At 58.4% G+C, this 26,961-nt stretch carries 30 protein-coding genes; 15 read left to right on the top strand and 15 right to left on the bottom strand.

All coding sequences use genetic code 11. From position 1 onward, the window contains the following. The first annotated feature begins 7 nt into the window (after nt 1-7). Genes BLP23_RS09400 through BLP23_RS09390 form a run of 3 tightly spaced genes read left to right on the top strand, consistent with a single transcriptional unit; the run spans nt 8 to nt 4,141 of the window. The gene (locus BLP23_RS09400) at nt 8-664 is read left to right on the top strand and encodes an ABC transporter ATP-binding protein (protein WP_092584612.1); all 657 of its coding nucleotides are present in this window, start codon (nt 8-10) and stop codon (nt 662-664) included. Next, nucleotides 664-3,078 (top strand): ABC transporter permease, encoded by a 2,415-nt coding sequence (locus BLP23_RS09395; RefSeq protein ID WP_092584611.1) that lies wholly within the window; start codon nt 664-666, stop codon nt 3,076-3,078. The genes BLP23_RS09400 and BLP23_RS09395 overlap by 1 nt, the downstream gene beginning before the upstream one ends. Next, nucleotides 3,068-4,141: a lipocalin-like domain-containing protein gene (locus BLP23_RS09390; RefSeq protein ID WP_092584610.1), complete on the top strand. Its 1,074-nt coding sequence runs from the start codon at nt 3,068-3,070 to the stop codon at nt 4,139-4,141. Before BLP23_RS09395 ends, BLP23_RS09390 begins: the two co-directional genes overlap by 11 nt. Before the next feature lie 211 nt (nt 4,142-4,352). On the opposite strand, the gene BLP23_RS09385 is transcribed toward BLP23_RS09390, so the two are convergent. After that, nucleotides 4,353-4,973 (bottom strand): LysE family translocator, encoded by a 621-nt coding sequence (locus BLP23_RS09385; protein WP_167363861.1) that lies wholly within the window; start codon nt 4,971-4,973, stop codon nt 4,353-4,355. 16 nt (nt 4,974-4,989) lie between these two features. Next, nucleotides 4,990-5,919, bottom strand: coding sequence for an NAD-dependent epimerase/dehydratase family protein (locus BLP23_RS09380; protein ID WP_092584608.1), 930 nt, complete (start codon nt 5,917-5,919; stop codon nt 4,990-4,992). Nucleotides 5,920-6,029: 110 nt separating this feature from the next. Between BLP23_RS09380 and BLP23_RS09375 the strand changes: the two genes are divergently transcribed. Next, the gene (locus tag BLP23_RS09375; RefSeq protein ID WP_092584607.1) at nt 6,030-6,908 is read left to right on the top strand and encodes a LysR substrate-binding domain-containing protein; all 879 of its coding nucleotides are present in this window, start codon (nt 6,030-6,032) and stop codon (nt 6,906-6,908) included. Between the two features lie 758 nt (nt 6,909-7,666). Here the strand turns inward: BLP23_RS09375 and BLP23_RS09370 are convergent. Then, nucleotides 7,667-7,969 carry a hypothetical protein gene (locus BLP23_RS09370; RefSeq protein WP_092584606.1) on the bottom strand — a complete coding sequence of 101 codons (303 nt, stop codon included), beginning with the start codon at nt 7,967-7,969 and terminating at the stop codon, nt 7,667-7,669. Between the two features lie 511 nt (nt 7,970-8,480). Between BLP23_RS09370 and BLP23_RS09365 the strand changes: the two genes are divergently transcribed. Together BLP23_RS09365 and BLP23_RS09360 are read left to right on the top strand one after the other, a co-directional pair. Beyond that, the gene (locus BLP23_RS09365; protein WP_092584605.1) at nt 8,481-9,884 is read left to right on the top strand and encodes an aminotransferase-like domain-containing protein; all 1,404 of its coding nucleotides are present in this window, start codon (nt 8,481-8,483) and stop codon (nt 9,882-9,884) included. A 148-nt stretch (nt 9,885-10,032) separates the two neighbouring features. Then, complete coding sequence (locus BLP23_RS09360) at nt 10,033-10,428, top strand: DUF983 domain-containing protein (protein ID WP_092584604.1); 396 nt, start codon at nt 10,033-10,035, stop codon at nt 10,426-10,428. A 30-nt stretch (nt 10,429-10,458) separates the two neighbouring features. Here BLP23_RS09360 and BLP23_RS33040 read toward each other — a convergent pair whose 3' ends face one another. From BLP23_RS33040 to BLP23_RS09345, 3 genes are all read right to left on the bottom strand, one after another. Continuing rightward, nucleotides 10,459-10,941: a hypothetical protein gene (locus BLP23_RS33040; protein WP_139187048.1), complete on the bottom strand. Its 483-nt coding sequence runs from the start codon at nt 10,939-10,941 to the stop codon at nt 10,459-10,461. 232 nt (nt 10,942-11,173) lie between these two features. Beyond that, complete coding sequence (locus tag BLP23_RS09350; protein WP_092584602.1) at nt 11,174-12,436, bottom strand: type II toxin-antitoxin system HipA family toxin; 1,263 nt, start codon at nt 12,434-12,436, stop codon at nt 11,174-11,176. Beyond that, complete coding sequence (locus BLP23_RS09345; protein WP_092584601.1) at nt 12,433-12,663, bottom strand: helix-turn-helix transcriptional regulator; 231 nt, start codon at nt 12,661-12,663, stop codon at nt 12,433-12,435. The genes BLP23_RS09350 and BLP23_RS09345 overlap by 4 nt, the downstream gene beginning before the upstream one ends. Nucleotides 12,664-12,736: 73 nt before the next feature. Here BLP23_RS09345 and BLP23_RS09340 point away from each other — a divergent pair, with 73 nt between their 5' ends. The 4 genes from BLP23_RS09340 to BLP23_RS33035 all read left to right on the top strand — a co-directional run bounded on the left by BLP23_RS09340 (nt 12,737) and on the right by BLP23_RS33035 (nt 14,537). Next, nucleotides 12,737-13,006: a hypothetical protein gene (locus BLP23_RS09340; RefSeq protein ID WP_092584600.1), complete on the top strand. Its 270-nt coding sequence runs from the start codon at nt 12,737-12,739 to the stop codon at nt 13,004-13,006. 35 nt (nt 13,007-13,041) lie between these two features. After that, entirely contained in the window at nt 13,042-13,272 is a 231-nt protein-coding gene (locus BLP23_RS35225) for a hypothetical protein (protein ID WP_407691780.1), read from the top strand. 108 nt (nt 13,273-13,380) lie between these two features. Continuing rightward, nucleotides 13,381-13,821: a SyrB-like regulator gene (locus BLP23_RS09330; RefSeq protein WP_092584598.1), complete on the top strand. Its 441-nt coding sequence runs from the start codon at nt 13,381-13,383 to the stop codon at nt 13,819-13,821. Nucleotides 13,822-13,940: 119 nt separating this feature from the next. Continuing rightward, nucleotides 13,941-14,537 (top strand): hypothetical protein, encoded by a 597-nt coding sequence (locus tag BLP23_RS33035; protein ID WP_139187047.1) that lies wholly within the window; start codon nt 13,941-13,943, stop codon nt 14,535-14,537. A gap of 192 nt (nt 14,538-14,729) precedes the next feature. On the opposite strand, the gene BLP23_RS09320 is transcribed toward BLP23_RS33035, so the two are convergent. Together BLP23_RS09320 and BLP23_RS09315 are read right to left on the bottom strand one after the other, a co-directional pair. Further along, nucleotides 14,730-15,410: a DUF6064 family protein gene (locus tag BLP23_RS09320; RefSeq protein WP_092584596.1), complete on the bottom strand. Its 681-nt coding sequence runs from the start codon at nt 15,408-15,410 to the stop codon at nt 14,730-14,732. Beyond that, nucleotides 15,410-16,324, bottom strand: coding sequence for an aldo/keto reductase (locus BLP23_RS09315; RefSeq protein ID WP_092584595.1), 915 nt, complete (start codon nt 16,322-16,324; stop codon nt 15,410-15,412). Before BLP23_RS09315 ends, BLP23_RS09320 begins: the two co-directional genes overlap by 1 nt. A gap of 600 nt (nt 16,325-16,924) precedes the next feature. On the opposite strand from BLP23_RS09315, the gene BLP23_RS34385 reads away from it, so the two are divergent. After that, on the top strand, nt 16,925-17,143 hold the full coding sequence (locus tag BLP23_RS34385) for a hypothetical protein (protein ID WP_074073006.1): 219 nt from the start codon (nt 16,925-16,927) through the stop codon (nt 17,141-17,143). A gap of 762 nt (nt 17,144-17,905) precedes the next feature. Here BLP23_RS34385 and BLP23_RS09305 read toward each other — a convergent pair. Then, nucleotides 17,906-19,372 (bottom strand): MDR family MFS transporter, encoded by a 1,467-nt coding sequence (locus tag BLP23_RS09305; protein ID WP_092584594.1) that lies wholly within the window; start codon nt 19,370-19,372, stop codon nt 17,906-17,908. 306 nt (nt 19,373-19,678) lie between these two features. After that, nucleotides 19,679-20,176, bottom strand: a complete 498-nt coding sequence (locus BLP23_RS09300) for a cupin domain-containing protein (RefSeq protein WP_092584593.1) — start codon at nt 20,174-20,176, stop codon at nt 19,679-19,681. Nucleotides 20,177-20,430: 254 nt separating this feature from the next. Here BLP23_RS09300 and BLP23_RS33630 point away from each other — a divergent pair, with 254 nt between their 5' ends. From BLP23_RS33630 to BLP23_RS09275, 4 genes are all read left to right on the top strand, one after another. Continuing rightward, entirely contained in the window at nt 20,431-20,574 is a 144-nt protein-coding gene (locus tag BLP23_RS33630) for a hypothetical protein (RefSeq protein ID WP_167363860.1), read from the top strand. 826 nt (nt 20,575-21,400) lie between these two features. Next, complete coding sequence (locus BLP23_RS09290) at nt 21,401-21,610, top strand: cold-shock protein (protein ID WP_003588915.1); 210 nt, start codon at nt 21,401-21,403, stop codon at nt 21,608-21,610. A gap of 131 nt (nt 21,611-21,741) precedes the next feature. Beyond that, nucleotides 21,742-21,960, top strand: coding sequence for a hypothetical protein (locus tag BLP23_RS09285; protein WP_092584591.1), 219 nt, complete (start codon nt 21,742-21,744; stop codon nt 21,958-21,960). Between the two features lie 398 nt (nt 21,961-22,358). Beyond that, nucleotides 22,359-22,634 carry a hypothetical protein gene (locus BLP23_RS09275; RefSeq protein WP_092584589.1) on the top strand — a complete coding sequence of 92 codons (276 nt, stop codon included), beginning with the start codon at nt 22,359-22,361 and terminating at the stop codon, nt 22,632-22,634. Nucleotides 22,635-22,897: 263 nt separating this feature from the next. On the opposite strand, the gene derI is transcribed toward BLP23_RS09275, so the two are convergent. The 5 genes from derI to BLP23_RS09250 all read right to left on the bottom strand — a co-directional run bounded on the left by derI (nt 22,898) and on the right by BLP23_RS09250 (nt 26,950). Then, nucleotides 22,898-23,353: a D-erythrulose-4-phosphate isomerase gene (derI, locus tag BLP23_RS09270; RefSeq protein WP_092584588.1), complete on the bottom strand. Its 456-nt coding sequence runs from the start codon at nt 23,351-23,353 to the stop codon at nt 22,898-22,900. A 12-nt stretch (nt 23,354-23,365) separates the two neighbouring features. After that, complete coding sequence (locus BLP23_RS09265) at nt 23,366-24,136, bottom strand: triose-phosphate isomerase (protein ID WP_092584587.1); 771 nt, start codon at nt 24,134-24,136, stop codon at nt 23,366-23,368. Then, nucleotides 24,133-24,909 (bottom strand): DeoR/GlpR family DNA-binding transcription regulator, encoded by a 777-nt coding sequence (locus BLP23_RS09260; RefSeq protein WP_092584586.1) that lies wholly within the window; start codon nt 24,907-24,909, stop codon nt 24,133-24,135. The genes BLP23_RS09265 and BLP23_RS09260 overlap by 4 nt, the downstream gene beginning before the upstream one ends. Nucleotides 24,910-25,008: 99 nt before the next feature. Further along, a complete protein-coding gene (locus BLP23_RS09255; RefSeq protein WP_092584585.1) occupies nt 25,009-25,944 on the bottom strand; it encodes a sugar-binding transcriptional regulator in 936 nt (311 codons plus the stop codon). A gap of 73 nt (nt 25,945-26,017) precedes the next feature. Continuing rightward, the gene (locus BLP23_RS09250; protein ID WP_092584584.1) at nt 26,018-26,950 is read right to left on the bottom strand and encodes a sugar phosphate isomerase/epimerase family protein; all 933 of its coding nucleotides are present in this window, start codon (nt 26,948-26,950) and stop codon (nt 26,018-26,020) included. Nucleotides 26,951-26,961: the final 11 nt, after the last annotated feature.

Genomic DNA, 26,961 nt, shown 5'->3' with positions numbered 1-26,961 from the left:
AACTCAGATGCTACTCTCGCTCCGCAATGTCAGAAAATCCTATTCGACCGTAGAAGGACCTCTTGAGATCCTGAAAGGCATCGATTTCGATCTCAATGCTGGCGAAAGCGTCGCATTGACCGGGGAGTCCGGAAGCGGAAAGAGTACCCTGCTTCACCTTGTCGGCGGGCTTGACTATCCCGATGTCGGGCAGATTCTTTCAGCGGGCCGAGATATTGCCGCTCTGGATGATCGGGAAAGGGCCCAGTATCGACGTTCGGCGGTCGGGTTGGTGTTTCAGCAGTTCAACCTGATTCCGTCGCTCGATGTCGCGGCCAACATTTCCTTTCATGCAAAGCTTGCTGGCCGGCACAATCCTGCCTGGGAGCGGCAGCTCGTGGAAAATCTTGGCATCGAGGCACTTCTCGCCCGATACCCCGAGCAGCTTTCCGGCGGCCAGCAGCAGAGGGTGGCGATCGGCAGAACGCTTGCCGCGCGGCCGCCCCTGGTTCTCGCCGACGAACCGACCGGCAATCTCGACGAAGCGACCGGCGACGCGGTGCTCGCCATCATGCTGGCGCTGACGAGGAGTGCAGACGCTGCGCTGCTGATGGTGACGCATTCTTCGAGGCTGGCACAGATGCTCGACCGCAGCGTTCATCTCAGTGGCGGAAAGATCGCCTGATGATATGGACCGCCGCAACGGCTCTCGTTTCGCATTGGCAGCGTCGGCCTCTTCAGCTTGCTACGCTTATCCTAGGTCTTTCGTTAGCAACCGCGCTTTGGTCGGGTGTCCAGGCGATCAACGCAGAGGCACGGGCGAGTTATGCGCGGGCAGCCTCCGTGCTCGACCAGAACGAACTGACGCAACTCGTGCCGAGTAACGGCCATTCCGTTCCCCTAAGCACGTATTCCAGATTGAGAAGGGCAGGCTGGAATGTCTCTCCCATCATCGAAGGCGACCATCGCTTCGGAAATGTCCGTGTGCGCATTATCGGCGGTGATCCGTTGACGATGCCAGCGCAGGCGCAGCGGGGCTTTAAAACCGAAAAGTGGAATGACCTGGCTGCCTTCATGGCGGATCGGGATACCCTCGTGGTTTCCAAGGCGACCGCCCTGAGGCTTAAGGGGCAAACGCAGATGCAGGTCGAGGTGTCGCCGGATCTGCCGGACGGAGCAGCATTCACCGATATCGCCGTCGCCGAGCAGGTTCTCGAAAGGCACGGTGTGTTGAGCCGTCTCGTCGTTGCGCCGCAACAGCGGCCGAATCTGCCTTCACTTGACATTCTCGCACCAGAGGTCGCATTAAAGCCACCGGGCGACCGGCCAGATGTCGCCCAGCTCACCGACAGCTTCCACCTCAACCTCACGGCATTCGGTTTCCTCGCATTTGCCGTCGGTCTGTTCATCGTCTATGCGACGGTCGGCCTGGCGTTCGAGCAGCGCAGAGCGACCTTCCGGACCTTGCGCTCTCTCGGGCTTTCCATGTCGACGCTGAACCTCCTGCTGATGACGGAGCTTCTGACGCTGGCCTTCCTGTCCGGGCTAATCGGCGTCGTGATCGGATATTTCGTGGCCTCCCTGTTGCTCCCCGGTGTGGCGGGAACCCTTATGGGGCTGTATGGAGCGAGCGTCCCGGGTACGCTGACCATCCGGCCGGAATGGTGGGCAACGGGGCTGGGAATAGCGATCGGCGGAACGATCGTGTCGTCGGCCCAAAGCCTCTGGCGGGTCCGGCGCATGCCGTTGCTGGCTGCAGCGCAGCCTCGTGCCTGGGCCCGTGCGACGGCAATCGGTGTCCGATTGCAGCTTTTGGGCGGGTTGGCTCTGCTGATCGCATCGGCCACGTTGGCGAGTGTCGGACACGGGCTGATCGCAGGCTTCGCGGTCCTGGCTTGCCTCTTGCTCGGAGCGGCCCTGATGCTGCCGGGCATGCTGTCGGCGTTTCTTGCCATCATGCAGAGAAACTCGTCACGCGTGCTCGTCACGTGGTTCTGGGCCGATACGCGGCAACAACTGCCTGGGCTCAGCCTGGCACTGATGGCGCTGCTGCTGGCGCTCGCCGCCAATGTCGGTGTCGGCACGATGGTCTCCAGCTTCCGCCTGACTTTCATCGGCTGGCTCGACCAACGGCTGGCGGCCGAGCTTTACGTCACGGCGCGAGAGGAGAACGAAGCGATGCGCTTACGGGCATGGCTGCTGGACCATTCGACGTCGGTTCTTCCCATCTGGAGCGTCGAGGGTGAGGTGCTCGGAGACAGGCTGCAGATCTTCGGCGCGGCAGCAGGTGATCCGACCTATCGCAACAGCTGGCCGCTCCTGTCGGGCACGATCACTGTCTGGGACCAGGTGGCTGCAGGGCAAGGGGCGCTCATCAACGAGCAGCTCTGGCGTCGCAAGGGGCTCGCAATTGGCGATAGTCTGATCTTGCCCGGCGAATGGAAACTCCCGGTCGTTGGGGTGTATTCCGACTACGGCAATCCAAAAGGACAGGTCATCGTCGGCGTCGAAGCCCTGACGGCACATTACACTGACGTTCCAAAGCTGAGGTATGGCGTGCGTGTTCCGCCGGCCGACACCCCGGCGCTGAAGGAACGCCTGACGACCGAATTCGGTCTGCCTTCTGAAAACATCATCGACCAGGCTTCCCTGAAGCGGCAATCTCAGGCGGTCTTCGACCAGACGTTTGCCGTGACCGGAATGCTCAATCTCTTCACCCTCGGCGTTGCAGGTTTTGCGATGTTCTCCAGCCTGCTGACCTTGTCGGGCATTCGGCTGCCGCAGCTCGCACCTGTCTGGGCGATGGGAATCAGGCGGCGCGATCTTGCCTTGCTCGAAGTGCTGCGCACTCTGGCGTTGTGGTTCGCGACCTTCGTTGCCGCGGTCCCTGTCGGCCTTGCGCTTGCCTGGGTGCTGCTGTCGATTGTCAATGTCGAGGCTTTCGGCTGGCGGCTGCCGTTGCGGATTTTTCCGATGGACTGGCTCGTCCTGGGGTCGGTGGCGCTGGCTGCGGCGATCCTGTCGGTCTTTATTCCGCTCCGACGGCTGGCGACGGTCGCGCCATCGGATTTGCTGAGGGTGTTTGCCAATGAACGCTAGAGGTCTTCTGGCCGCCATTGTTTCCTTAGCCACGGCAATCTCCGTTCCTGCCGCCGCTATTTCGCAAGGGTTTGCCGGACTGGGCTCGACTGCCGAGGGCTTTGCTGTTCCACGTCCCGGAATACAACTCCGTTTTCCGGCAGATCACGGCCCCCATCCTGAATTCCGCATCGAATGGTGGTACGTTACTGCAAACCTTGAGAGTGAGGACGGGACGCGGTACGGCGTACAATGGACGCTTTTCCGCGCCGCCCTGGCGCCGAAGACCGAGGGCGGCTGGTCCGATCCTCAAGTCTGGATGGGCCATGCCGCGATCACGGCGAAAGATAGGCATCTCTTGGCTGAAAAACTCGCCCGCGGAGGGGTCGGCCAAGCAGGTGTCGTGGCCGTACCCTTTTCTGCCTGGATCGATGATTGGGAAATGAAAGGCCTGCCCAAACCGGGCGCCGACCAGCTAGACAAGGTTAGCCTGCACGCAACCGGAAAAGATTTCGCCTACACGCTCGAACTCTCAGCCAGCGCTCCTCTCGTGCTGCAGGGAGACCAAGGCTATTCGGTGAAGTCGGCCGAAAGGCAGGCGAGCTACTATTACTCGCAGCCGTTCTATGAGGTGTCTGGTACTCTCGACATTGCCGGCAAGACCGTTCGGGTCAGCGGCAAGGCATGGCTTGATCGGGAATGGTCCTCGCAGCCCCTCGCCAAGGATCAGACCGGATGGGAGTGGTTTTCGCTTCATCTGGATTCCGGCGAAAAGGTCATGGGGTTTCGGCTCCGCGACGGCCGCGGCGGCTACACGTCGGCGAACTGGATTTCATCGGATGGCAAGCCTACCCCTCTGCCGCCTGGATCTCTGCAGATAACCCCTTTGCGAACAGCACGCGTCGGCGATCGGGATGTCCCGGTTGCATGGCGCGTCCGGATCCCCGAGCGCGGCTTCGACGTCACGACTAGCCCTTTGAACGACCATGCGTGGATGGCGACTACCACGCCCTATTGGGAAGGTCCAATTTCATTCAACGGAAGTGCCGGGGGGCATGGCTATCTGGAAATGACGGGATACTAACGATGATCGGCCGCGATATGCGCGGCCGAACTTTATGTCGCGCCTCAGGCGAAAGACGTCGAGACAGCGTCGAAGAGCCCCACCCACCAGGCGACGGGTTCGAAGCGTTCATCAGCCCGCTGAAATGGAATTGCGCAAGTCTCGCGGTGTTCCACTCGGCTGTGAGCGCATTCGCGCACCGGATCTCTTACTTCGTCCAATTTGCCTCAGCTCACAGAAGGGTAGCGAGGAGGATGCCGCTGCAAATTAACAAGGCGATGCCGCTCAGCAGATTGAGGGTCGCTGCCTGGAAAACTGCCCTTGAGAGGCTCCGGCTGAACAGCCGGACCAAGAGCGTCAACGCAGCAAAGTAGCACACATTAACTACCTGAAAAATCGCGCCCAATGCATAGAACCCCAGTAAGGTCGGCTGGTGGCCGAGCGGTAGAAATGCGGGAAAGAAGCCTGCGAAAAATATAATCGGTTTTGGATTGGAAAGCGTCAGCGCAATTCCCTTGGCAAATTGGCGCCGGGGCGGAACAACCTCACCGCGGCTGTCCATGCTGCCCCGGGAACTCAACGCCTGCCTGATCAGCCCTATTCCGATGTAGGCCACATAAGCTGATCCAAAGACCTTGATTGCATCAATTAGAAAAGGCCATTGGGCGACGAGCGCCGCAAAACCTAGGCCTGCACCTGTAATAAGGACTATGTCACCAACGACAATTCCCGCAATGCCTCCGGCGGCGGCGGCCATGCCCCGTCCGGCCTGTCCCATCACAAAAAAGGTTGCTGGGCCTGGCACGAGGACTACGAGGCTAGAGGCAAGCACGAACGAAGCGATCGTTTCCATTGCGAACATGCTGGGCCTACCGTGCGGGCTTGAGGTGTGCGGCAATGACACCGGGCAACCACTGAAAAACATCTGGCGCTTTGTAGCCTAGAGAAATAGCCCTTTTGCTCGACATCGCGTAATCGGCGGGGAAGTCATATGGACTGAGTACTGCGGCTCGGCTAATCCCGGTCATGGGCTCCGATTGAGCCTCTCTTCCCATGACTGATGCGACCGCTTGATGGATATCCAGAGCCGTCAACGTGCCGTTCGCGCATGCATTGATCGCACCAGTAAAGGTCTGTTGCCCAGCCCAGTAGAGAAAGTCGGCTATTCCGGCGGGGTTGAAAAACGAACTCTTGCCCTTGTTGATCGAATAAAAGAGCGGTCGGCCGCTGGATACCCGATCAACATAGCTTCGAAGCCGGCCGGTGAAATCGTCCGGCCCAGACAGAATATGCCCGATCCGAACGCTGACGACCGGCAGTATGCCGGACTGATGAAACCAAACCTCAGCAGCGCGTTTGGCTTCCCCATAGAGGCTTTCGGAGTATGCCTCGTCGTGCCAGGGGAATTCGGGATTTGCGCGCTCGTTGCTCAGATCGATGAGATCTTCGTCGAACGGAGCTCTTTTGGCCCAGAGCAAATGTGCATAGACCTCGATGGTCGACGCCATGATGTAACGGCCCACTCTCCCGGCGAAGACAGATTCCGATATCCGAGCGTCGAGCGGACTATAGCACATCTGGTCGAAGATGACGTCAAAGTCTCCTCTTCCAGCAAAGGCACGCTCCATGGCAACTTTGTCGCGCCGGTCGACCGTGACGCGGCTAACGGTAGACCCGAAGTCGTCCGAAGTGATCCCTCGGGTCGCCACGGTTACGTTGAGGCCAGCTTCGAGAAGCCGCCTTACCAACAGCCGGCCGAAAAAGCGGGTTCCGCCTATGACTAAGGCATTTTTTTGCATGGTGATTGTAGCTCCTGACTGACCCCTTGATTCCCACGCATCTATTGACAGCGCAACCGACAAATACTAAGCCGATGAATAAGAATTCCTATGTCATTATGGACTGACAAATGCGCAGCCTCGCGGGACTTGTTGACTTCGAATGCGCCGCGCGCTGGCAGAGCTTCAAGCTTGCGTCGCTTGAACTTCATAAGACACCGGCTGCCGTGAGCCAGCAGATCAAGACTCTTGAACAAACTCTGGGCTTCCCCCTGTTCGAGCGGCACGCGCGCGGTGTGACGATTACCGATAAAGGCAAAGAACTTGCCGAGACTGTTGCCAAGGCAGTTCTGCTGCTCGACCAGAAAATAAGCGACCTTGCTGATGGCGGCGGCGACCGGGTGCTGCGGGTTTCGACGACTCATTCATTCGCAATGAAATGGCTCATCCCAAGACTCCCGCGCTTCAACCTCGCCCATCCAGAGGTCGACTTTAGGCTGGAGGCGACAGATGAGCCGGTACCGCTAAACTCGGGCAAATGTGACGTCGTGGTCCGACATGCGAGGTATGAACCGCATGCGGCAGACGACTTGACGTTTCCGGATCGCTTCGTGATGGTCGCGAGCCCAAGCCTTCTTGAAAGGTCAGGGCGCCCGGACCTCTTGATCGATGACATAGATGGCCTTCCAATAATCTATGAAGGTTCAACGCACCCTTGGATGCTGTTGCTGGAAGCGCGAGGCATGCTCGGGAAGACATTGTCTTTCACCCGAGCCTTCAGCCATGCCGGGTTGCTCGTCCAGGCGGCGGTGTCGGGTGACGGGGTGGCGCTGGTATCCGCAGCGATCGCGTCTGATGACATTTTGGCGGGCAGACTTGTTATGGCTGCCGATCTGTTCGTTCCGTCGTCCTACTGCTACAGGGTGCTGACTGCCTCCTCTAGTGCCACCAAGATCCAGGTGAAGCATTTCCGATCATGGATCGCCGAAGAAATGAGGCGATGCACTTAACCATGAGTCCGTTGCTCTACGAGTTCCCCAGATTCGTCATCACTGCGGTAATGGGCGAAAGAACATGGCTGACCAAAAGGATCCACCGCCACTGCACTCGACTTTCTCCAGTGCCTGCCTCGGCATGAGAAAAATGCACGGAGGTTTGACCCCTTGCGCAGAACATTGACCCTGGCGGAAGCAGGGTATCTCATTTCTTCGATTGCTGAATTTAGCGGGCTGTTGGGGTCAATGTTCAATGCACACGGTCAATGCACACGGTGGGGTCAAACTTCTATGCGCCGAAAGACACTTCGTCAATTATGCCTTCGCGGCGGAGCCGTCATTCAGGTGTTTTGGAACGCTCGAAAGCACCTCGTCGAACGTGGGCGGAGTTTCGTCAGGGGGGCACTTTTGGGTCATTTCTGTCATGGCAGGCAGAGCCTTCGCCACTCTCCGCCACTATTCCACCGCCATGACGCAAAGGTAGGCTGGATTGCGGAACGTCCAGAAGCGGCAAAAATTATCTTTTGTTAATTACAGGTCTCGCTCACAAGGTTCTATCCTGTCTCGCTGCAGGTCGAGAACCGCCGGCGATGAGTGACCACCGCGACCCGACGGAACTGGACGACACTGCGCACGCGAGGATGAAAAGACAATCGTCCTCCACATTAAGGAGATGCAAAATGCGCTCTTTGATTGTTAAGACGGCGCTCACCGCCATCCTTATATCTGTCCCACTAGCAACCGCCTTCGCTGCATCCCATGCTTCGCGTGCTTCACACGGTGCGCACGCCGGCAAGCATGATCGTCGCGATCATTGGGTTCGGACCGAGCCAGGCGACGATGACCCGCTTGAGGATCCAATGCCGATGTTCATCCCCGACAGCCGATTGGACGCCATACTTGCTGAGATCCGTGCCGCCGACGGCCGTATCGCGGCTGACAGGGGCCGAAGGCTGCTCAGCGCCGCTGAAGTTCGTGATCTCCGTTCGGAAGAAGCCGCGATCCACAGGCAGGCCGTCCAGATGGCTCTGAGCGACGGCACGATATCCGCTTTTCATTATCACGTGATAGAGCATCAGATCGCCAATCTCGATGGAGCGATTTCACGCGAGGCCCGCCACGCCTGACCGCTATCACCGCGCACCTGAAAGCCGCTGCTCTGGGCGGCTTTTCTCTTCCTTGCAAGTGGTTGAACTGGCAAGATCGGATGTGGCCGGTGATCGTGGCCGCGCTTTCGTTCTCTGTTTCTGCAGGACTTCCAGATCGTTGTCTCGTATCTCTGCGGGGCAACTTTTGGTGCTAAGCCAATGTTCGGCCGCAAAAACCGTTTGAATGCAGCGGAAAGTCGAGGCTGAATGCCAACGGCAAAAAGCTTGATGCCTAGTGATCTGCTGGACCTGGAGATGCAGCAAGCGGCCAATTCTTTCAAGCCGCGGCGACCGCACGGCTGTGGGTCTTGGCTGCCAATCGCTTGAATGGGCTTAACTGGCCGAAATTCGCATCGGTGTTTGAGACATTCTTCGTGACAGAAGATTGTTGCAACAATATACAGTCAATTCCGATGAAGAAGGACATAGTGATATTCCGATGAAAGACTGGCGACCCGACCTCAGCCGAAGCAACAGCCCCCGCTACATGGCCATCGCCGACCTTATCGAGATGGATTTGCGCAGCGGTCATCTGGCCATCGGGGATCGTCTGCCGCCGCAGCGCGAGTTGGCGAAACATCTGGATATCGATTTCACCACCGTCGCGCGTGGTTATGCCGAGGCGCAGAAGCGCGGACTGGTGGCCTCGCACGTTGGCCGCGGCACGTTCGTCACTGGCGGGGCCGACAAGGAGCGCCGGGGATTTGGGTCCGACACCGCCCCCGATCCGCGCCGTATGTCGGCGATCGACCTTTCGATGAATATGCCGCCGGAGCCGACCGATCCGGAATTGATCACGCGGATGCGCGAGGGCATCTCGGCAGTGGCTTCCAGCCTTGTCCCGCTTTTGCGCTATCAGGGATTTGGCGGCTCGGGCATGGACAAGGCGGCCGCAGCCATCTGGCTCAGCCGTCGCGGCCTTGTTCCGTCGCAGGAGCGTATTTTCGTGACGCCCGGCGCTCACCCGGCTCTGCTGGCGATTTGCGGCCTGCTGGCAAAGCCCTCTGAAACCATCCTGTCGGAATGCATCACCTATCCCGGCATCCGCTCGATTGCGGCGCAACTGCGCATCAATCTTTCGGGTCTGCCGATGGACGCTGATGGCATTTTGCCCGAAGCCTTTGCCGAAGCCTGCGAGAGATTGAAACCCAAGGGAATTTATCTGAACCCGACCCTGCAGAACCCGCTTACCCTGACTGTCCCAGAGCGGCGGCGCGAAGAGATTTGCGCAGTGGCGCGCAAATATCACGTCCCGATCATTGAAGACGACGCCTATGGCTTCATTCCGCTGCATGCGCCGCCGCCGTTTGCAGCAATGGCTCCGGACCTCACCTGGCATATCGGCGGCTTGGCGAAATGCATCGGCGCCGGGCTCCGGCTGGCCTATGTCGTCGCACCGGATACCAAGGCGATCTGGCCCTTCGTCAGTGCCATGCGTGCCAACAATGTCATGGCGTCTCCGCTCAACATGGCGCTTGCCACACGGTGGATCGAGGATGGCACCGCCGATGTCATCCTTCGATTCATCCGCAAGGAGGCAGCGGCACGCCAGGAACTGGTCGCAGCCATCCTTCCGCCCGGTAGCTATCGGGGCGATCCCATCAGCTTCAACATCTGGCTGCCGCTGACGAACGGCTGGACGCGGTCGACCTTCGGCAGCCACATGCGCGCCTCGGGCATTGGCGTCGTCGCCAGCGACGCGTTCACGGTCGAAGGTCAGGCGCTGGAAGCGGTGCGCGTCTGCCTTGGTGGCCCTATCGACCGCGAAAAGCTGCGGGGTAGTCTCGAATTCATGGGGCACGCACTTGAAGGCTCACCTGAACTCGCGGCGTCCTTCTTCTAGATTGGTCCGCATGTCAATTGATCCGAGGTGAGCTCCGCGGCAATATGCCATATCGCATCAATTGGAAAAATGTAACTATATTGAATGCAGTCAAATGAATTCATTCAATACGTGCATACCTGCATGTGCTGTATAAGGATCTTTCGTCATGCAAACGGAGTGGCCACCAATTCCGCCGACGACCACCGGGCTCAAAGGACGATGCCCGCGCTGTGGCCAGGGGCACATTTTCAACGGCTTCCTGAAAATTAGGCCCGAATGCGAAGTCTGCGGCCTCGACTACGGTTTCGCCGATCCGGCGGATGGTCCGGCATTTTTCGTCATCTGCTTCGCTTGCGTGCCAAGTGTCCTGCTCGGCGTGTGGCTCGAGGTCCAGTATAGCGCGCCCTTGTGGGTCCATCTGCTGGTCACCGGTCCCTTTATGCTGGCTACTTGCATCCCGCCCTTGCGGCCGCTGAAGGGATGGTTGGTCGCCAGCCAATATTTCTACAAGGCGGAAGAGGGCAAGCTAGCCCGCGCCTCTCCTGCGTCGAAAGAGGTTTAAGTCCTCTCCGGGCCCACCACCTCTTTATTTTCACATTGATTTTTCAAGATTTTTTCGTCGATTTGTCTCACTGGGCGATTTTGGCTCTTGTGTGAGACACTTTGACGGTCCCAGTACTCGTCCAGGCGGGCAAATGCGTTGCCCGCCATCTTCTTCTTTTGGGCCTTGCGAATGTAGTTCAGCCGTTTCGAGCTTCGTCCAACCAAGACCGCCATAATTCCGCAGCCACGCATCTTCAGCGAAGGTCTTGAGCAACTCCCTGTACCGCTCCGCGAAGCCCGTGATTGATTTCTCTCCTCCATTGGCTGGCTGATGCGCGTGCAAAGTTGAATGCTTGAGTTGCATGTAACGCACGAGCCGTGCATCCGCAAAATCCTCGCTGCCGAAATATTCGGTGATGTCGACAACGTCTTCTGCGGCCGTGACGGTTGCCCGGCTCAACCTTCTGTTGGCGATATCCCCTCGATAGTAACTTGCACAAGGTCGGTGTTGGCGGACAATAGCTTTAAGCATCGTCGCACTGCCCAAAGGTAGTGAGACTGATCGCCATCGCGGCTCGGGCGAACAAGGTTAGTTTTTGCCATTTAGATAATGCCTAATGAAAGACTTGCGCGACCGGGCGGCCTATGGATGAACTCTCAAGCACCCTAGCAAACATAGAATATGCATTGGAGTTCGATTTACCGAATTCAACTCATCACCTGCGAGAGCATGAGTGCACCTCGCTTCTGGCCAAAATTGACATCTAACCGACAGTCAGAGATACAAGCTTCGCGCGATTATTTACGATTTTGCTGACCTCGAGAGCGCCCTGACCACCGAGAACGCCAACTGACATGATTCCGGATTCTCCGCTCTCCTGCATGATTGCGCCACAGAGTTCGGCAACACGTCGACGAACCAAAGCAAGGCCAACTCCAACATCTTTCGCGAATACCTGCCATCCTTCAGCGTCTATCTCGGCAATGGTTGCTCCTTTACCGATTCTCATCGCCATCTTGGAAGACAAGTCGGGATAAAGCACCGTGGAAAGTAAATCATACAATGGCGCGATCCTCGGCCCCTGATCATCGTAGAGGATCGAATAATTCTTGCCGTGAGCGTCGGCATTTCCGACAATCAGATTGAAAATTGCTGCGTCCAGCAGCTTAGCGATATCCGCCGCGGGACGCGCCGATACCCGCCGCAATAGCTCGAAGCAGTCCTTGAAAGTCGGCCCGCCTTCGCTGGCGTATTTGCTTTCCGGTGGCACGCCGAGCGCCTGGCAAAAATCTTCCTGGTGGATACGACGCATGATGCCGAGGTTATCGCGCACGCGATCATACCTTTCGACCAAGAGAAATGGACGCCCCTCCACAGATCTTGCCTCTAAAGGGGCAACATTGAGGCCTATCGCGGCGGCGAGCTTCATCACGAATGCCTCGTTTTCGGTGGTCCCTTTAAAGCGCGCTATGGGCGGCTTCAAGATGTGCGTGGTTGGCTGACCCGGCAGCGGAAGGGCAATCCGGCCATCGACGACGACAACAGGGACTTTGGATTGCGCGCCTGCCAAGGATAGCCTCAAGCCCTCTTCGCCGGCCAATAGAGGCCTGTTCGGAAGGGCGTCCAATATCCGAACGATCCCCGCATCATCTAGAGGCGTCGGCTGGATTCTGGCATCCATCGTCTCATCTGGTGGAACTTCACCTTCCGGCAGCAGCTGAAGCGCGCCGGCAACATCGCCGCCCAAACGATCGAGAAGTGCGAAATCATTGCCCGGCGAAACGCCCAAAGCCTGTGCCGCAACCAGACGCTGGTTTTCTTCAGGCAGAAGGCCTCCGAAAAATGGGCGGCATTCACGGCGCGAGAACTGTTCCGGTCGCTTCGGCAAAGAGGCGGAAAGCGGCGGCGTATTCCGATCGCTAAGCCATGCCTCTCCGTACATAAAGGCGATATCGCCATGCCTGTCTTGGGTAAACTGGCCAACGACACGACTGTCCCACCATACGTTGAGAACCTTTGTCGTCATCGTCTGCGCTCACCTGGTTCAAAGATGTCGATTGAGCACCCGAGTGTCTGCAGTACCTGCAACACCTTCCCGATCTGAGCTGTCGGCTTGCCGGCTTCGAGATCGACAATGAATCGGAGGCCAACGCCGGCGACACCGGCGAGCTCGTCCTGCCGCAAGTTTTGCTCCTTGCGGGCTGTCCTGACCAGGGCGCCGATATCGGCTGGACTTCTGACTTGTTTTGCCATTGATTTTCCCGATCGGGAAATTACCAAAGAAATCCGCTCTCTGTCTATAAAATTTTCCCGATCGGGAAAACAAATGATTTCTAAGCTGACTGAGTCAGAAAAATTTCCCGATCGGGAATTTAGTTCCTCTAAGAGAGAGGTCGAAATCCGCCACTCCAAAATCGGTGGGCAGGATGCGGCTGCTTATATTTTCAAGAGCATTCAGAAGGTCCCGACATGGCTTCCTGACATAAAAGTCTTCAATCCGATTCCTGAGGTAAAGAATAAAAGCTCCTGCGCCGTGGTGCTTTTCAAAGCGTCGGATCGAATCTTGTCACGCCATTTGCTGATGGTTGGCAATTAGATGAAGCAAAAATTGAAGGCGACTTTGGCTTGAAGGTGGCGATTAATTCGGTCAGTGACGGCAAGTTGCGGCGCGTTGATCGCGATCATCTGGGACAGGCCATGAGAGGCGTCTCGAAGTCGTCCCTTCAACGCGACCTTAGCGCATTTGGTATTGATGAGGCTCTTGATCTTATCCGCCGCGCCCCGGTGGTTATGACCACGAGGGATTGGCAAATAGCGTTACCGGATCAACCGCGCTCAAGTTTACAAGAGAAATGGATCTGACCGAGATCGGTGAGGTTGCTATAGAAGCGCTTATCCAGGGCGCGCTCATGTTGACTCCGTCTTTCACTCAGCTCAAAAGAACTCTTGCCTACAGAGGGGAGATAATTGATGGCTGACGAGAACAATACGGGCTCCATTACCGAAGTCGCAGAGACGGATGCAGCGGCAAAAGTGCCAGCGCCTAAAAAGCCGCGCGCACTACGGGGCGAAAAGGCATCTGCCGGAGCAACGGTAGCTGCATCACTTGCGAAGACCGCGCAGCTGCCCAGTAGTCGCAGGAAGCGTGGTGAAGGAGCCGGGCAGGCAAAGCTGACGCCCCAAGAAACTAAAATCACCGCCAAGAGCACGAGCAAGGACGCCATCAAGGACACCGGTAGAAATCGGGCGCCAAAGCAAACCGCAAAAACAGCCAAGGCGCCGCTACCAGCTCTCGATGAGTTGGCAGATCTTACTCAGCTTGAAGAAGAGAATAAAAGGCTCCGCAAAACCCTGGCAGATAAGCTTCGCGCGGAAAATACCGATCTGCGCAAGCGGCTCGGGCTCGTCTGATCGACTAGGGTCGGGGCGATTGGGCGATCGACGGTAGAGAAACTCGCCGACCTCAATCGCGAGCCCGGATCTAAAGCTGCGGCAACGCCCTGCTGCGGATTGCTCGAGGTTGAAGCACTATGAAAACACCATGGAAATTCCTTGCTCAGTTAGCGTCGCGAGGACGGCCGACAGAAACACGAGAGAATTCGGTTGGGGATGATGCCGATACCGAGGCGAACGAAAGCGGCGCACGACACGCGTCGGCGCTTTCATCCGACGCGACGGAAGTATCCGGTCGTCCTGACCACATTGAGAATCCCGCTGTTGATACGACTTCAGATGAACCCGACAGCGATCTTGATGTTACCCCGGCAATCTCGCCGCCAAGCGATGGGGAAGAGGTCCAAAGGCCCATTCGTCATGAGATTAGCCAACCCGATGCCGATGCGCATGCGTTGGTGCCGGAAAGCAAGCCAAGTAAAAAATCTCCACGAACACCGCGGGCCAAGCGGCCGGAACGCTCGAAGAGAACCCGCGCCGGCATGGTTTCGGGGAACGCTGCCATCGCAAATAGCAATCAAAGTGCGCAATCCTCGTCCTCTCGAGAAGGCTTCTTCGATGAGGTGGCAAGCCTGGACGAGGAGATCAGGCAACTGAGAAGCCAATTGGCGCAAAAGCTGCATCTGCAGAATCTTCAGCTTGCACAGATGCTTGAGCGATTTGACGGATCGTGAGACTACATATCTCCTGGCGGTTGCCCTGACAAACCGGCTTGCCCTGGATGGCAGAGATATTCGACGTCCACGCTCCGAGAGGATCACGCCAACATCGCCGCATAGCTGTTGTGGCAGTGGCTTCCAGGAGGCGCTCTCCACTGGCGGGCGGTGAGAGACAGCGCCTTCCTTCACGCAGCGGCATCGCAACAATCATGCGGTCGGTTGTCGCTGGTCGAGGATCGCTCCGATGCAGACTGCAAGCGTGAGCGCCACGGCCGCAAATGATGCCCATGCCTCCGGCGCTCTCATGCTCCAGAGGGTTAGGCCGCTCAAGAAACACCAGAGGAGGGGGATCGGAAGGAGCAGAGGTAAGAACTTGCTGCGGGCGAGAAGCAGGAAGCCCAACGTTCCGATCGCTGTCGGATCGGGCGCGACGCCAAAGATCTCGGACGAGGTCCAGACCCGTCCCTGCAGCGGCGCTAGCAGCGGCTGCCCGGCGAGCGCGAAGGCAAGGAGCGCAAATCCCGTCCAGGCGGCGGGTCCGCGCCGGCAAAAGACAAGTCCGTTAAGCAGCGTGCCGATGACGAAGAGCAGTAGGGCCTCAAGGGCAAATGCCGGTGCGACGTAGGCGGCGGTCCAGTTTATGGTCGCGTAACGGTTCCATAGAAAAGACCATCCGACGAAGGCCCAAAGGATCGCGAGAACGAGGGCGACGCAGCGCCCAGAGGCAGAAGACTGCCGCATGATAAGGGCAGCCATGGCAAAGCCGGAAGCCAGTGTGAGTGCCTGTAGCGGCCAGAGGATCGCATTGTGCAACTCGAACATCCGCCAGTAGACGCGTGGCGAAAAGAGCAGAAAATCCTCAAGGCTGTAGGTCCACCATTCCGACATCAAAGATCCTGCACATGGGCTACCATGCGCTCGCGAGTGGCGGCGTCTGGCAAGGGGCCCGTCGCCGCCGCGACGTTCTCACGCACATGGTCGACACGGGTCGTTGCTGGGATCGCGACGGTGACGGCCGGATGGGAGAGAATGAACTTCAGGAGGAACTGGGCCCAACTCGATGCACCTAGTTCGGCCGCCCATTCGGGCATAGGTTCGCCCTCAAGCCGACTAGTCAGCGCGCCTTGCCGGAAGGGCCGGTTGATGATCACGGCAATTCCACGTTCCGCCGCTAGCGGCAGGATCCGCTCTTCGGCCTCGCGATCGATAATATTATAGGAGAGTTGCACAAAATCGATGGCTTCGTGGCGCATGATCCGTTCAAGAAGATCATGACGGCGCCCTTCGGAGGTCGTAATCCCGACATAGCGTACGGAGCCAGCCGCCTTCATTGCGAACAGGGTTTGCAGATGCGCCTCCCAGGCAAGGAGGTTGTGGACCTGAATGAGGTCGAAGCGCGGCACATCCCAGAGTCGGCGGGATTGCTCGATCTGGCTTGGACCGTCAGTTCCCGAGGACGTCCAGACCTTCTCCGCCGAAAAAAGTGCCGCCGGCTGCCCGAGCTTTTGCAAGCCATGGCCGACGACTGGCTGCGATGATCCGTACATCGGCGAAGAATCGATCATGCGTCCGCCAGCCTCGAAGAAGGCTGCCATGACGTCCGCGCATTCGTCCTTAAGCGTCGGATCGTCTCCGACGTTGAAGGTGATCCAAGTCCCAAGTCCAACGGCCGGAATCGCTTCGCCCGTCGAAGGGATGCGGCGCGCGACAGGCCGCTGATCCTGGGCATGTGCCAAGAGCGACGGAATTGCGGCCATCACAGCTAGGGAGGACTGCATCAGCATTCGACGTGTCGTCAGCATCCGGTCTCCGTGACATCGGCGGCAACTGGCGAACCCGATGAGGCGATGGCCGATCTCGATCGTCTCGGGCTTCCACCGCGATTTTAGAACGTTGCCGAGGGTCTGCAAAGCGTCGACCGCGGCTAATATAGTGACGCCCGCCGACAGTCGTTGTGGACTTCGCCGAGCAACGGCTTTCAGCAACTCTATGGCGGAATGGAATGCCGCAAGGCGCACGTCGTATCATCTGGGACTTGGGACGCGGACGCATGCGCCTCGCTAGGACGCGAAGCCGAGCCGGTGCAAATGAGCCGCCGGACACGCTGCCACAATCTCGCCTATGCCGATGGCCAAGGAGCGTGTCTTCAGAAAGCATCGTCTCAAGAGTTGGCCAAGGCTCGGCCAAGTTCCCGTTCCAGGGCTCCGGCCCGCCGAAACGGGCCTTCGAGCTGAGGCCGGTGAGGGGCATTGATGTCCGGTTTGGATCAGGGGTTGCGTGAAACAAGGGCAATCCGCGTCGGGTGAGTTAACTTTGCCCTTAGATGATGCACGATTGACTCCGACAACCTTTGTGCGACTGTGCGCAAACCGGAATCACTTGCCAGAAAAATGCCCGCAACCATGACACCCGAACGATTTTCCGAATGCCTCCTGCACATCCGTTGGACGCCGATCAACATTGCGTCCGCGCTTCAATGCGAGTTGTCATGGATCGAGGCGCTTGAAGCGGGAAACGAGGAAATTCCAGAGGGTCTGGCGGCTTGGTTGGAGACGCTGGCGCAAGCACACGAAGCTCTGCCGCCACCAAAGACATATCGCGGCAAGAGGTCTCAGTTATAAGCAGGGCGTCGGAAGGGAACGGTGCGCTCTGGTCAATAGCTTTGGCGTGCCCCGTCAACGAGGTGTTGGCGGAGCAGCTCGCAGGGCTCAAACGATGCGCAACCTTCCAATTGCCACGACGAAATCAGTGTTAAGCCGATCTCGCTGACATGATCGACCAGATCGCGGATTATCTCGCAAACTAGATCGATGCGTTGCTCTCTGGAACGGGACGCGCGGCTATAACGCCGCTTAAATCCATGGCAGGCAACCTGTGCGCCACCGGGCGGTCATCACGGCACGCTTACGACAGGCAGACGATGAGGTTGAGTAGGTTGAGAAACCGGCCGACGTTGCAAGCCCTCCCAGATGTTTGTTCCCTGCGTCGGTAAAGCGCCATGAAGCTTGGCGCACTTGCATCCGACATAGGCGCGCGGCACAGGCTCCTGAAAACGTTCCTTCGCCCGCGCCGGGTCGACCGCCATTCTCCATCTCGACAAAATCTTCCTAGGTTCCTGCAGCCGGATGGCTCCGCTTCGTCACATACTTGCTTGCGAATTTGCACAGAAGTTTGACTTCCTTCGGCCCGGCGTCGGGGTCAATGTTCAACCATGCGGTGGGGTCCAACGCTATGCCGAAACTCAGTCCGACGACGACTGGGAAGAATAACTATGGACAAAGTCATGGGGTCGACCCCGAAAGCACAATCACCAGGGCGCAATCGAGATCGAACGCTTAGCGAGCGCTAACGATACCAAAGGGGCATGACCGGAGATCGCCTCCTCAGGCCTCCTGCTGTATTTCCCGACGTTCCAAGGGTCGCGGAACAAAAAGGCAGGCTGGAACGATCAATACGGCAGTCACCAGCATGACCAAGAAGGTAGAATGTAGTGCATGCTGAAGGACGAGCCGGAGCTCTTCTGCACGAGTGACGACCGCACCCGTGCCATTCAAGAGCGCCCGCAGTTGCTCCGGCGTTATCGCCTGGCCGCTGGCGGTGTGCCCCAGGCCATATGTCAGTACTGCACCGAGCACGGCTGCGCCGAGCGTGCTACCGAGATTGCGCGAGAAGACGTTCGAGGCGGTCGCGCTGCCGCGTTCAGACCAATTCACGCTTTCCTGCGTGAGGATCAAGGCACAGATGTTGAGCAATCCCATGCCGAAACCCATCACCAATGAACCGGCGCCAGCCAGGACAGCCGAACTCGAAGGCGTCAGCAGAACCAGCAGGGACGTGCCCGCCGGAATGCAGACGCTGCCGGCGATCATGATGGGTCGCAAACCGAAGCGGGCAAACTGGCGGGATGCGATCGTTGCACCGCAGGGCCAACCCAGCAGCAACATGGTCAATGCGAAACCTGCCACGAGAGGGGAGCGGTTGAGAACCGTCTGCACGTACATCGGAAGGAAGGTCGTCAGACCCATGATCGACATACTTGCGAAAAAGACCGCCAGGTTTGCGAACGCTATCGGCCGTTTCAGCCACAGGTCCGGAGCGACCATGGGCGCTTCGGCACGACGCTCCTGCCAGATGAAAGCGGCCAGAGTGACGGCAAAGACGACGAGGGCAGCGATGGCTTGGCCTGAAACGGCACTTTCCATTTCCGTCAAGGCAATCATCAGTGAGGAAATCGAAATGGCGAAAAGTGCGGCGCCGAGCACGTCGACAGAGGCTATTCGGCTCCGCTTCTCCTCGTGCAAAAACAATATGAACCCCAATGCGGCGAGAAGTCCGACCGGCACGTTGATCCAGAATACCCAGGCCCATGGGAGATTGTGAATGATCAGGCTGCCGAGGAGCGGGCCGACGACGGCCGACAGCGCCCAAACGCTTGCGAGATAGCCTTGGACCTTGCCGCGCTGGTTTCCGGGAAAAAGATCGGCAACTACCGTCATGGCGACGGGCTGAATCGATCCTGCACCGATACCCTGGAGCAGCCGAAAAGCAATCATCGACGGCATCGACCATGCGAAGCCGGCAAGCACGGATGCGAACAGGAACAATCCGATACCCAGGAGGATCATCGGTTTGCGGCCATAAATATCCGCGAGCTTGCCGAAAACAACGGTTGTCGCCGTCTGCGTCAGCAGGAATGACGAGAAAACCCAGGCATAGAGGTTGATCTGCCCCAGCTGGGCGGCGATTTGCGGCATGGCCGTCGAAACGATCGTTGCTTCGATGGCAATCATCGCCATGCTTGCCATGATCGCGACCACAACGAGCCCGCGATGGGAAGTTTTTTCAGACATAGATGGCTCTTCGGAAAAAGGGGGGTGAGAGGCTCGGTGGCGATGACGGGCTATTGCATGAGGACCTAACTACTCCTCAGGACCCTCGCGTCAAGCAACGATGTGGCCGCTACCGCCCCAGGCTGCCACGATCGAATCACAGGCTTGCTGACCAAAATCAGGTACGAAAGCACCATGGATCGCAAGTGAATCGCCGGATTCGGCCAAGCAGGCTAACATCAGGTTGAAGATGCGTCTTAAGCGCGCGGATGACCGAACAAAGCAAAACGCCTCGACATTACGTCGTCCATTCGCGTTACCGATCAATTACTCGCGGTGGATTGGATCAATCCAGCGGACCTCTTCCGGCTTTTCGACCGGTTCGATATCAAGGTTGACGACCACCGGTTCCTGGCCCGAGCGGACGAGGACGCATTCCAGGGTCTCGTCCTGACTGGCGTTGATTTCTTGATGGGGAACGAATGGCGGCACGTAGATGAAATCGCCAGGACCAGCTTCAGCCGTATACTGAAGCTCCTCTCCCCACCGCATCCGGGCTTTGCCCTTGACCACGTAGATGATGCTTTCGAGATCGCCATGATGGTGAGCGCCGGTCTTGGCATTGGCATGGATCGTCACGGTACCGGCCCAGATCTTCTCCGCTCCGGCGCGCGCCTTGCTGACGGCGGTGGCGCGGTTCATGCCAGGTGTCTGTGCCGTATTCGGATCGAGCGAATTGCCGGGAATGACCTTAACGCCATTCTCGCGCCAATGGTCTTGCGCATGGTGGTGCTGGTCGTCGTCGTGATTGTGGTCGTGAGTCACTTTATTCTCGATTCTCGTCTATTTGGATCTGGATTGCTCGATCAGGCGGCCGCCCATACGTTGAGTTGCGAACAGTGTCGACGACATCGGCGCTCGGTGCGGACCAGCCAGCCGCTCTGACATCCGCTCGATTACAATGGTCGCCTGCATCGGCAGTTCCCAGTGCCGGTACACCGTTCACCTCGTCGATCGGAACCACTGGCGATCGAAGACCGCTTCGATGGTTCGTTGAGAATGTAGAGGATACCGAAGCGGTGACCAAGCCTTTGTCCGTATCGCTGGCGTTCGGAAAATCGAACTTGTGGCGATCGCCAATCTCGACCGACCTTAATCAGTTCGAATGGTTCGACGATGCCGCCGGCCTTGACTTGACCGTCGCGGTTGGTCGTGTCGACTAGCACTTGACGCTGATCGACATTGATCTTCAGTTTATCGGGCGCCTTTTGGAGCGTCTGCAGCGCACGTCTTAGCGAAATCGAAGCGGTGCGGCACAATGGGAGCCGCTTCGTGACCGCCCGCAAAAATCACGCTCGGCGCGTCGAAGCCGCCGCTCTTCGCATATTCCAGACGGATCGCGGATCGTCGTCACTTTCGCCTGCGACGGCATCGACCTCGGCATCACCCGCCGGTACATGATCTGACCAAATAGACTAGCAGGAACAACTGCGCCCGCGATCCGCTCGTGCTGCTCCATTGGGTGCTTGCAGGAGCGGACTGCCGTTCCTATCTCAATTGCGGGAGCGTACGAGGAGTGAAAAAAATGGCCCCGTCATCAGTCGAACCTTCCTGTTACGAAATCGAGATATTGCCGCCGCAACCACGCGGGCCGTCGCAGAACTCCTTTATCTGCCTGTGTTGCCAGCGCAGCCGCCGAAGCCAGCTTATGGACCCGGACGGCTGCGGAATCTGCGACGATTGCCTGAGCCCCGGCTTGGTTCCTGAACGCCCTTCGGCAGTTCAAAGCACGATGTTCTCCAAGAAGGCAGCCCTATCACGTGTAGGGGTGGCGAGAACAACCAAAAGATGACGCGCACATAAGCCGAAAACTAATAGTTGACGACACGGCTTAGGTCAGTTATATGACTGATTGTCGAATTTTGCTTGCTAGATTGGTTATCGCGCGATTGGCACCGCGGCCTGAACGAACTTCCTTTCAAAAATCGCTATCCCGTCCGCATCGCGTTGGCGCTGCGGTTCTTCAATATTGCTATGAAAGGGTTCATCATGACCACTGGCACAGTTAAATGGTTCAATTCCACAAAGGGCTTCGGCTTCATTCAGCCGGACAACGGCGGCGCTGACGCCTTCGTTCACATCTCTGCCGTCGAGCGTGCCGGAATGCGCGAACTCGTCGAAGGCCAGAAGATTGGTTTCGATCTCGAGCGCGACAACAAGTCGGGCAAGATGTCGGCCTGCAATCTTCAGAACGCTTAAATCGATATCTGCTTTCCTTTGACCACGGATGTACTGGTACTGCCGGAAGCAGGCTATCAATTCGGGGCCAGGCGATTTGCCTGGCCTTTTTGCTTTCGCTCGCGCGTCGAGCCTGCCTTATCGGAGCCAAGATGACAGAGACCTACAGCAAATCTCGCCAACAGGCGGAGATCGCTTTTGGCAGTATCCAGACGCAGTTCTTCGCAAAGAACAAGGCGATCGAAGAGCTCGACGCCGTTGCCCAGTCCCGAGAGGCGAAGACCATACGGCTCCGTGAGGCGCGCCTTGCAAGGGAGCTCAATGACATGGGAACCTCCGCCCTGCTTGCAAAACGCCCCAAGGCCAGATGACCGTTATTTCAACCCGAGCGGACGGCGATTGCTGCGGGGAGGGATGCCCGACGCCTCGAGCGCACGCGATTGATGCTAGATGAGCGGAACCGCCTTGAGACGGAAGCAACTGGTTGCTGCGCTGGCCGAAAATCATACCCGGGGAGCCGAGAGGGTTCGTATCGCAGGGGTTATTGACGATGACGGGGCTAGAAAGGCAAACGCGATCGGGTATGCCAACCGCAAGGCAAAACAAGCGAGTTATCGGCGGCGCTCGGAGATCGCCCTCGCGGAGACTTCCCGCATCGCCTCGTCTTGAACGTGAAACACCCTGGAGATGCAATTGTGCGGTTGAAGGGGCAACAACGAGCATGGCCAGTAGGCAGGCTGACAGTTCACTCACACCACAGGAAGCCTCAATGGCACAGGATACGAAGGAACTTCAGTCGATCAATACGGCCTGGCAGATCGCTATCCAGGAAATTCTGCGCATGGTCATCAGAGACATGTATCACGGCGGCGGCGAGGCTTCATTCAAGACGCATATCAAGCGTATCGAAGAGGCAGCCGTGGACAGCATTTACACGGATCTGAGGCTGCGGGGGACAGATGAATGGACGGAAGTCCTGGTCAAGGAAAGGGCGAGTAATTTCGTGACGACCCTGCTCACCTCGTTTACATATGATCGGGCATGAGAATAGCTGCAGGCAATCTCCAGCCAGCGCTGCCATGAGCAGTCGCGGAGCAAACAAGCGAATTCATACTCTTCAGCTGCGCCGGCCACGCGGCCCTGTGAGCTGCATCCGAAATTGTCTGCAACGATCGTCGGTCAGTCGGATGTGGAAGTGGAAATCAGGGCGCCTTGCCGATCATCGCACCATGTCCATGGCGCATCTGTTCCGCTCTGACGATTATGGGATTGGGCAGTGTCGGGAGCCGGCTCTATCGTCGGCATGGACTAACGGGGCTTGTATTTCGCGTCGAGTTCTTCCATGGCTTTGACATTACCGGCAGACCGACCGTTCTGGTCGAAGGTATGGGCAAGAAACGCATCAGCGATCGACTTTGCAAGCTCCGTTCCGATAACGCGGGCTCCCATCGTGATGATCTGCGCATTATTGGAAAGCGCGGCGCGCTCGGCAGAATAGGTGTCGTGCGTCAGGGCGGCGCGGATGCCCGGAACCTTGTTGGCCGAGATGCAGACGCCGATGCCGGTGCCGCAAACGAGGATCGCCTTGTGGTAGGTGCCGTCGATAACGCCCGAAGCGACGCGGTCCGAGAGGTTGGCGTAGAAAGGATCGGCACCGGCGCTCGTGCGCGAGACTTCGTGTACTTCGAAGCGGTCTTTTAGATGGTCAGCCAGAACTTTGGCGAGGCCCTCGCCGGCGCTGTCTCCTGCAATGGCAAGCTTCATGGTTCTTTCTCCTTAGAGTTTGGCGGCGCATTTTTCCAGGATGTCGAGGTAGCCTTCGACATTCCAGGCCGAACGGCCGATGAAGAGCCCCTCGATATGCGGGCTCGCGATCAGTTCTTCGCAGTTCTGTGGGTTGACTGACCCGCCATAAAGGCAGGGGATCTTCCGGCCTAGAACAGCTTCGGCAACAGCGATTATTCCAGACTGGCGGGCATCTGCGTAATCCGCAGTCGCCGGAATGCCCTTTTCGCCGATCGCCCAGACGGGCTCGTAGGCCAGCAGGATCTCGGCGCTCTTCTGGCCGCTCGAAAGTTTCGAAAGCGCTCCACGCACCTGAGCCGCTAGGATTTCGTCAGCCTTCCCGCTTTGACGGTCGGAGAGCGTCTCGCCAATGCAGATCAACGGAATGAGACCATGGCGAACGGCCGCTTCGGTCTTCAGGCCAACTGTCTCGTCGGTCTCTCCAAAATGTTCGCGCCGCTCTGAATGGCCGAGCTCGACGAGATCGAGTTCGCAGTCCTTCAGCATCACCGCCGAGACTTCGCCCGTCCAGGCCCCCTCATCGGCCCAGTGCATATTCTGCGCGCCGACCTTCACGGACGTCTGGGCAAGCATTGCCTTGACCTCGCGGACCGCGGTGAAGGGCGGAATCACGAAGCGCTGGATGCGCGGGTCGCGCGCGGCATCTGTGGCTTGCAGGCCGCGCGCGAAATGCTGAGCTTGCGCAAGCGTCTTGTTCATCTTCCAGCTGGTGCCAATCCACAAGCGCGGTTTTTCGGTCATGTCGGATCCTGCGTTGATGCAATGGTGAGCGTAATGCCCGCCTGCTCGAATTCCTCCAGGAAAGCAGGATCCGGTGCGATGTCGGTTATAACGGCGTCGAAGTCGGCGAGATCCGCCATGACATGCAGTGCGGTGTGGCCAATGCGCTGGTGGTTGACCAGGAGGCAGGTCCTGGCCGATGACGCGATCATCGCCCGCTTGGCGCGCACGACGTTGTCGTCCATGTGGTAGGCGAGCCTGCCGCTGACGGCCGGCGTCGAAATGAAGGCGATGTCGGCCCTCAGTCGCGACAGTGCCTCTTCGGTGACGACGCCGAGATAGGCGTTGAATTTCGCCGAATAGATGCCCCCGAGCGCGATCAGCGTGATGCCGCTTTCACCTTTCAGCCGCTCCATGATCGCCGCGTTGTTGGTGATCAACGTCAGTGGACGCTTCTGCAGCAACATTTCCCCGAATACGGCCGCCATTGAGCCGTCGTTTACCATCACGGTCATTCCCGGCTCGACCAGTTCCAGCGCGGTCTGCGCCATTGCGAGCTTGGCCTCGGTGCCCTGGCGCTCGCGAATGCGAAAGTCGCTTTCGAACTGCATTCCGGCATCGATGGTCGCGCCTCCCCGAACCTTGCGCAGGACACCCGCCTGCTCGAGATCGTCGAGATCGCGATGGATCGTCATCTTCGACACGGCGAAGCGATCGGCAAGGTCGTCGAGATCGACGGTCTTGTTTTCGACGAGCAGGTTGACGATCAACTGGTGCCGCTCTTCCCGCCTCATCCCGGCCTCCGCCCTTGTTTGATATCAAAATAACGATTATCTCGTGATAATCAACATGAATTGTGTTATTTTGCGATGAAAACTTGTTGTCTTGATATGCTACTCCAACAGGGCCTGCGCGGTTCGCTCGTCCGTTATAAGCCCGAAAAGGCGGCGGCTGTTGAGAATTGCCCGGATGGCGGGCACCTTCGCCTGTCCACCCGCCAGCGCCACAAGCCGCTCCCTCGTGGTCTTGGGGAATGACGCGGAAAGCGTGCGCGCTGTTAGCGTCGTCTCAAGGATGTGGCCGTCGGCGTCGAAAAAGTGCCCGAGGATTTCGCCGACACCGCCTGCGGCGGCAATGTCCTCCATTTCACGGGGCTCAACCACACCGGACAAAACAAGTTGCGCCTCTGCATCGACAGTTCCCAGGCCAACGAGCTTCAGATCGGCGTTGTTGGCCAGATCGAAGACTTCTTTGACGGCACGCTGCGCCTTCAACACTTCGCGGTCCTCTCCGGTATTGGCGAAGAAGGGAACCGGCATGACATAGGCGTGGGTGCCGGTCTTTTCGGCGATGCGGTGCATCACGTCATAGGGATTGGCGCCGTAGTTTCGTGTCAGGCCGCCAAGCAACGAGACGAAGCGCAGGCCCTTCGCGTTGACCCTCGGCATATACTGGACGGCGGCGGAAAGCGTGCGGCCGTGACCAAGGCCGATAACCGTACTGTCCCCGTGCTCGATCTCGCGCTTGAGATAGCCGGCGCCCGCATGGCCGAGTGCGCGAAGCGGCAACCCTTCCTCGCCGAGATCGGGTGCGACCTCGCAATATTGAAGCCCGAACCGTTCGGAAAGCCGCATCTCCAGCTCGACGCATTCGACGATATCCCCGTCGATGGTGACTTTGACGACGCCATCGGCAACCGCTCTCGCGATCAGGCGATGCGCCTTTACCGATGGCACGCCGAGGCGCCGGGCGACGTCGGACTGCGTGAGCCCGCCCGCATAGTGAAGCCAGGCAGCACGCACGGCTAGCGTATCATCGGCGTCCGTCATAACGGTTCCCCTTTCGAATGTCACAGGCGGCGATTCCGCCGTATCGCAGTGCTGCCTTTTAAAGATGCCCGCCTTAGATGTTCAAGTCGGCGACACCAGTGTCGATATGAGGTGCCCAGAAGGCGACGCTTTCGGCGATCTGCGGGATGACCTGACGATCGTTCGGCTCGCGTTCCTTGAAGGAGAGTTCCAGGCAAATTTCATTGTCCTTCGCCCCACCTTCGGCAAGTGCCTGGAGCAGAGCCGCGGGCTGGATGCGGCCCATAGCGTTGAATTCTGCAGTAAAGGGCCGATGTCCACCCTTGTCCATCAGGCTCTGCTTGATGTGGATGATCGGCGATACCGGCGGGACGGCGCGTGCCCAGGCATAGGGGTTGTAGTCGTCGGGGTTGGCGGAGGTGATGTCGCCATGATCGATATCCGCCATCATCCACATCGGGATGGCCAATCCGGCGGCTGCCAGCCGCTTTTGCAGCGCCAGGCAAGCGGCAACCGTCTCGCCGAACTCGCGGCCGATGCTCATCGGCTCCCAGAAAATGTAAGAAAGGCCTGAGGCGCGTGCGTGGTCGGCTATCTCTGCCCAACAGTCGATCGCGATCTTGACCAGTTCCTCACGTCTGACCGGATCGTCGAAGTCCTTGTAGGTGAAGATTGCAAACTGCGTTCCGACGGAGTGGCCGCCGAGATCGGCGGTGATGTCGGCAAAAGTCTTGAACCAGTCGATGTAATAGCGGCGCACATCGGCATCTGGATGTCCGAAGTGGTTGAGGCGACCATAAGGCCCCGTCATGCCTGATGTGACCCGCACACCCGTGCGCTTCAGCGCGGCGTTCATCGTGCGCGCCAGGCGGCGGATCACGGGCGCCTGCCAGCTTGGATTGATGAACTCGTGAGTCAGCTGGAGGTCGCGGATCCTCAAGTCTCGCGCGACCGTCTCGATGAGGTCGTCGGGGTCTGCGAAACGGTTCACAAGTGGATTGGTATTGAGCGAAAGGGTCAGCGGCATGGCAATATCCT

The sequence above is a fragment of the Rhizobium mongolense subsp. loessense genome (assembly GCF_900099775.1).
Classification (GTDB): Bacteria; Pseudomonadota; Alphaproteobacteria; order Rhizobiales; family Rhizobiaceae; genus Rhizobium; species Rhizobium loessense.
This window is presented reverse-complemented; position numbering and strand designations above follow the sequence as displayed.

Bases quoted from the DNA above. Each gene is read 5' to 3' on its own strand.
- BLP23_RS09400 (WP_092584612.1), top strand. From the start codon at position 8: ATGCTACTCTCGCTCCGCAATGTCAGAAAATCCTATTCGACCGTAGAA.
- BLP23_RS09395 (WP_092584611.1), top strand. From the start codon at position 664: ATGATATGGACCGCCGCAACGGCTCTCGTTTCGCATTGGCAGCGTCGG.
- BLP23_RS09390 (WP_092584610.1), top strand. From the start codon at position 3,068: ATGAACGCTAGAGGTCTTCTGGCCGCCATTGTTTCCTTAGCCACGGCA.
- BLP23_RS09385 (WP_167363861.1), bottom strand. From the start codon at position 4,973: ATGGAAACGATCGCTTCGTTCGTGCTTGCCTCTAGCCTCGTAGTCCTC.
- BLP23_RS09380 (WP_092584608.1), bottom strand. From the start codon at position 5,919: ATGCAAAAAAATGCCTTAGTCATAGGCGGAACCCGCTTTTTCGGCCGG.
- BLP23_RS09375 (WP_092584607.1), top strand. From the start codon at position 6,030: ATGCGCAGCCTCGCGGGACTTGTTGACTTCGAATGCGCCGCGCGCTGG.
- BLP23_RS09370 (WP_092584606.1), bottom strand. From the start codon at position 7,969: ATGCTCTATCACGTGATAATGAAAAGCGGATATCGTGCCGTCGCTCAG.
- BLP23_RS09365 (WP_092584605.1), top strand. From the start codon at position 8,481: ATGAAAGACTGGCGACCCGACCTCAGCCGAAGCAACAGCCCCCGCTAC.
- BLP23_RS09360 (WP_092584604.1), top strand. From the start codon at position 10,033: ATGCAAACGGAGTGGCCACCAATTCCGCCGACGACCACCGGGCTCAAA.
- BLP23_RS33040 (WP_139187048.1), bottom strand. From the start codon at position 10,941: ATGCTTAAAGCTATTGTCCGCCAACACCGACCTTGTGCAAGTTACTAT.
- BLP23_RS09350 (WP_092584602.1), bottom strand. From the start codon at position 12,436: ATGACGACAAAGGTTCTCAACGTATGGTGGGACAGTCGTGTCGTTGGC.
- BLP23_RS09345 (WP_092584601.1), bottom strand. From the start codon at position 12,663: ATGGCAAAACAAGTCAGAAGTCCAGCCGATATCGGCGCCCTGGTCAGG.
- BLP23_RS09340 (WP_092584600.1), top strand. From the start codon at position 12,737: ATGATTTCTAAGCTGACTGAGTCAGAAAAATTTCCCGATCGGGAATTT.
- BLP23_RS09330 (WP_092584598.1), top strand. From the start codon at position 13,381: ATGGCTGACGAGAACAATACGGGCTCCATTACCGAAGTCGCAGAGACG.
- BLP23_RS33035 (WP_139187047.1), top strand. From the start codon at position 13,941: ATGAAAACACCATGGAAATTCCTTGCTCAGTTAGCGTCGCGAGGACGG.
- BLP23_RS09320 (WP_092584596.1), bottom strand. From the start codon at position 15,410: ATGTCGGAATGGTGGACCTACAGCCTTGAGGATTTTCTGCTCTTTTCG.
- BLP23_RS09315 (WP_092584595.1), bottom strand. From the start codon at position 16,324: ATGCTGACGACACGTCGAATGCTGATGCAGTCCTCCCTAGCTGTGATG.
- BLP23_RS34385 (WP_074073006.1), top strand. From the start codon at position 16,925: ATGACACCCGAACGATTTTCCGAATGCCTCCTGCACATCCGTTGGACG.
- BLP23_RS09305 (WP_092584594.1), bottom strand. From the start codon at position 19,372: ATGTCTGAAAAAACTTCCCATCGCGGGCTCGTTGTGGTCGCGATCATG.
- BLP23_RS09290 (WP_003588915.1), top strand. From the start codon at position 21,401: ATGACCACTGGCACAGTTAAATGGTTCAATTCCACAAAGGGCTTCGGC.
- BLP23_RS09285 (WP_092584591.1), top strand. From the start codon at position 21,742: ATGACAGAGACCTACAGCAAATCTCGCCAACAGGCGGAGATCGCTTTT.
- BLP23_RS09275 (WP_092584589.1), top strand. From the start codon at position 22,359: ATGGCACAGGATACGAAGGAACTTCAGTCGATCAATACGGCCTGGCAG.
- derI (WP_092584588.1), bottom strand. From the start codon at position 23,353: ATGAAGCTTGCCATTGCAGGAGACAGCGCCGGCGAGGGCCTCGCCAAA.
- BLP23_RS09265 (WP_092584587.1), bottom strand. From the start codon at position 24,136: ATGACCGAAAAACCGCGCTTGTGGATTGGCACCAGCTGGAAGATGAAC.
- BLP23_RS09260 (WP_092584586.1), bottom strand. From the start codon at position 24,909: ATGAGGCGGGAAGAGCGGCACCAGTTGATCGTCAACCTGCTCGTCGAA.
- BLP23_RS09255 (WP_092584585.1), bottom strand. From the start codon at position 25,944: ATGACGGACGCCGATGATACGCTAGCCGTGCGTGCTGCCTGGCTTCAC.
- BLP23_RS09250 (WP_092584584.1), bottom strand. From the start codon at position 26,950: ATGCCGCTGACCCTTTCGCTCAATACCAATCCACTTGTGAACCGTTTC.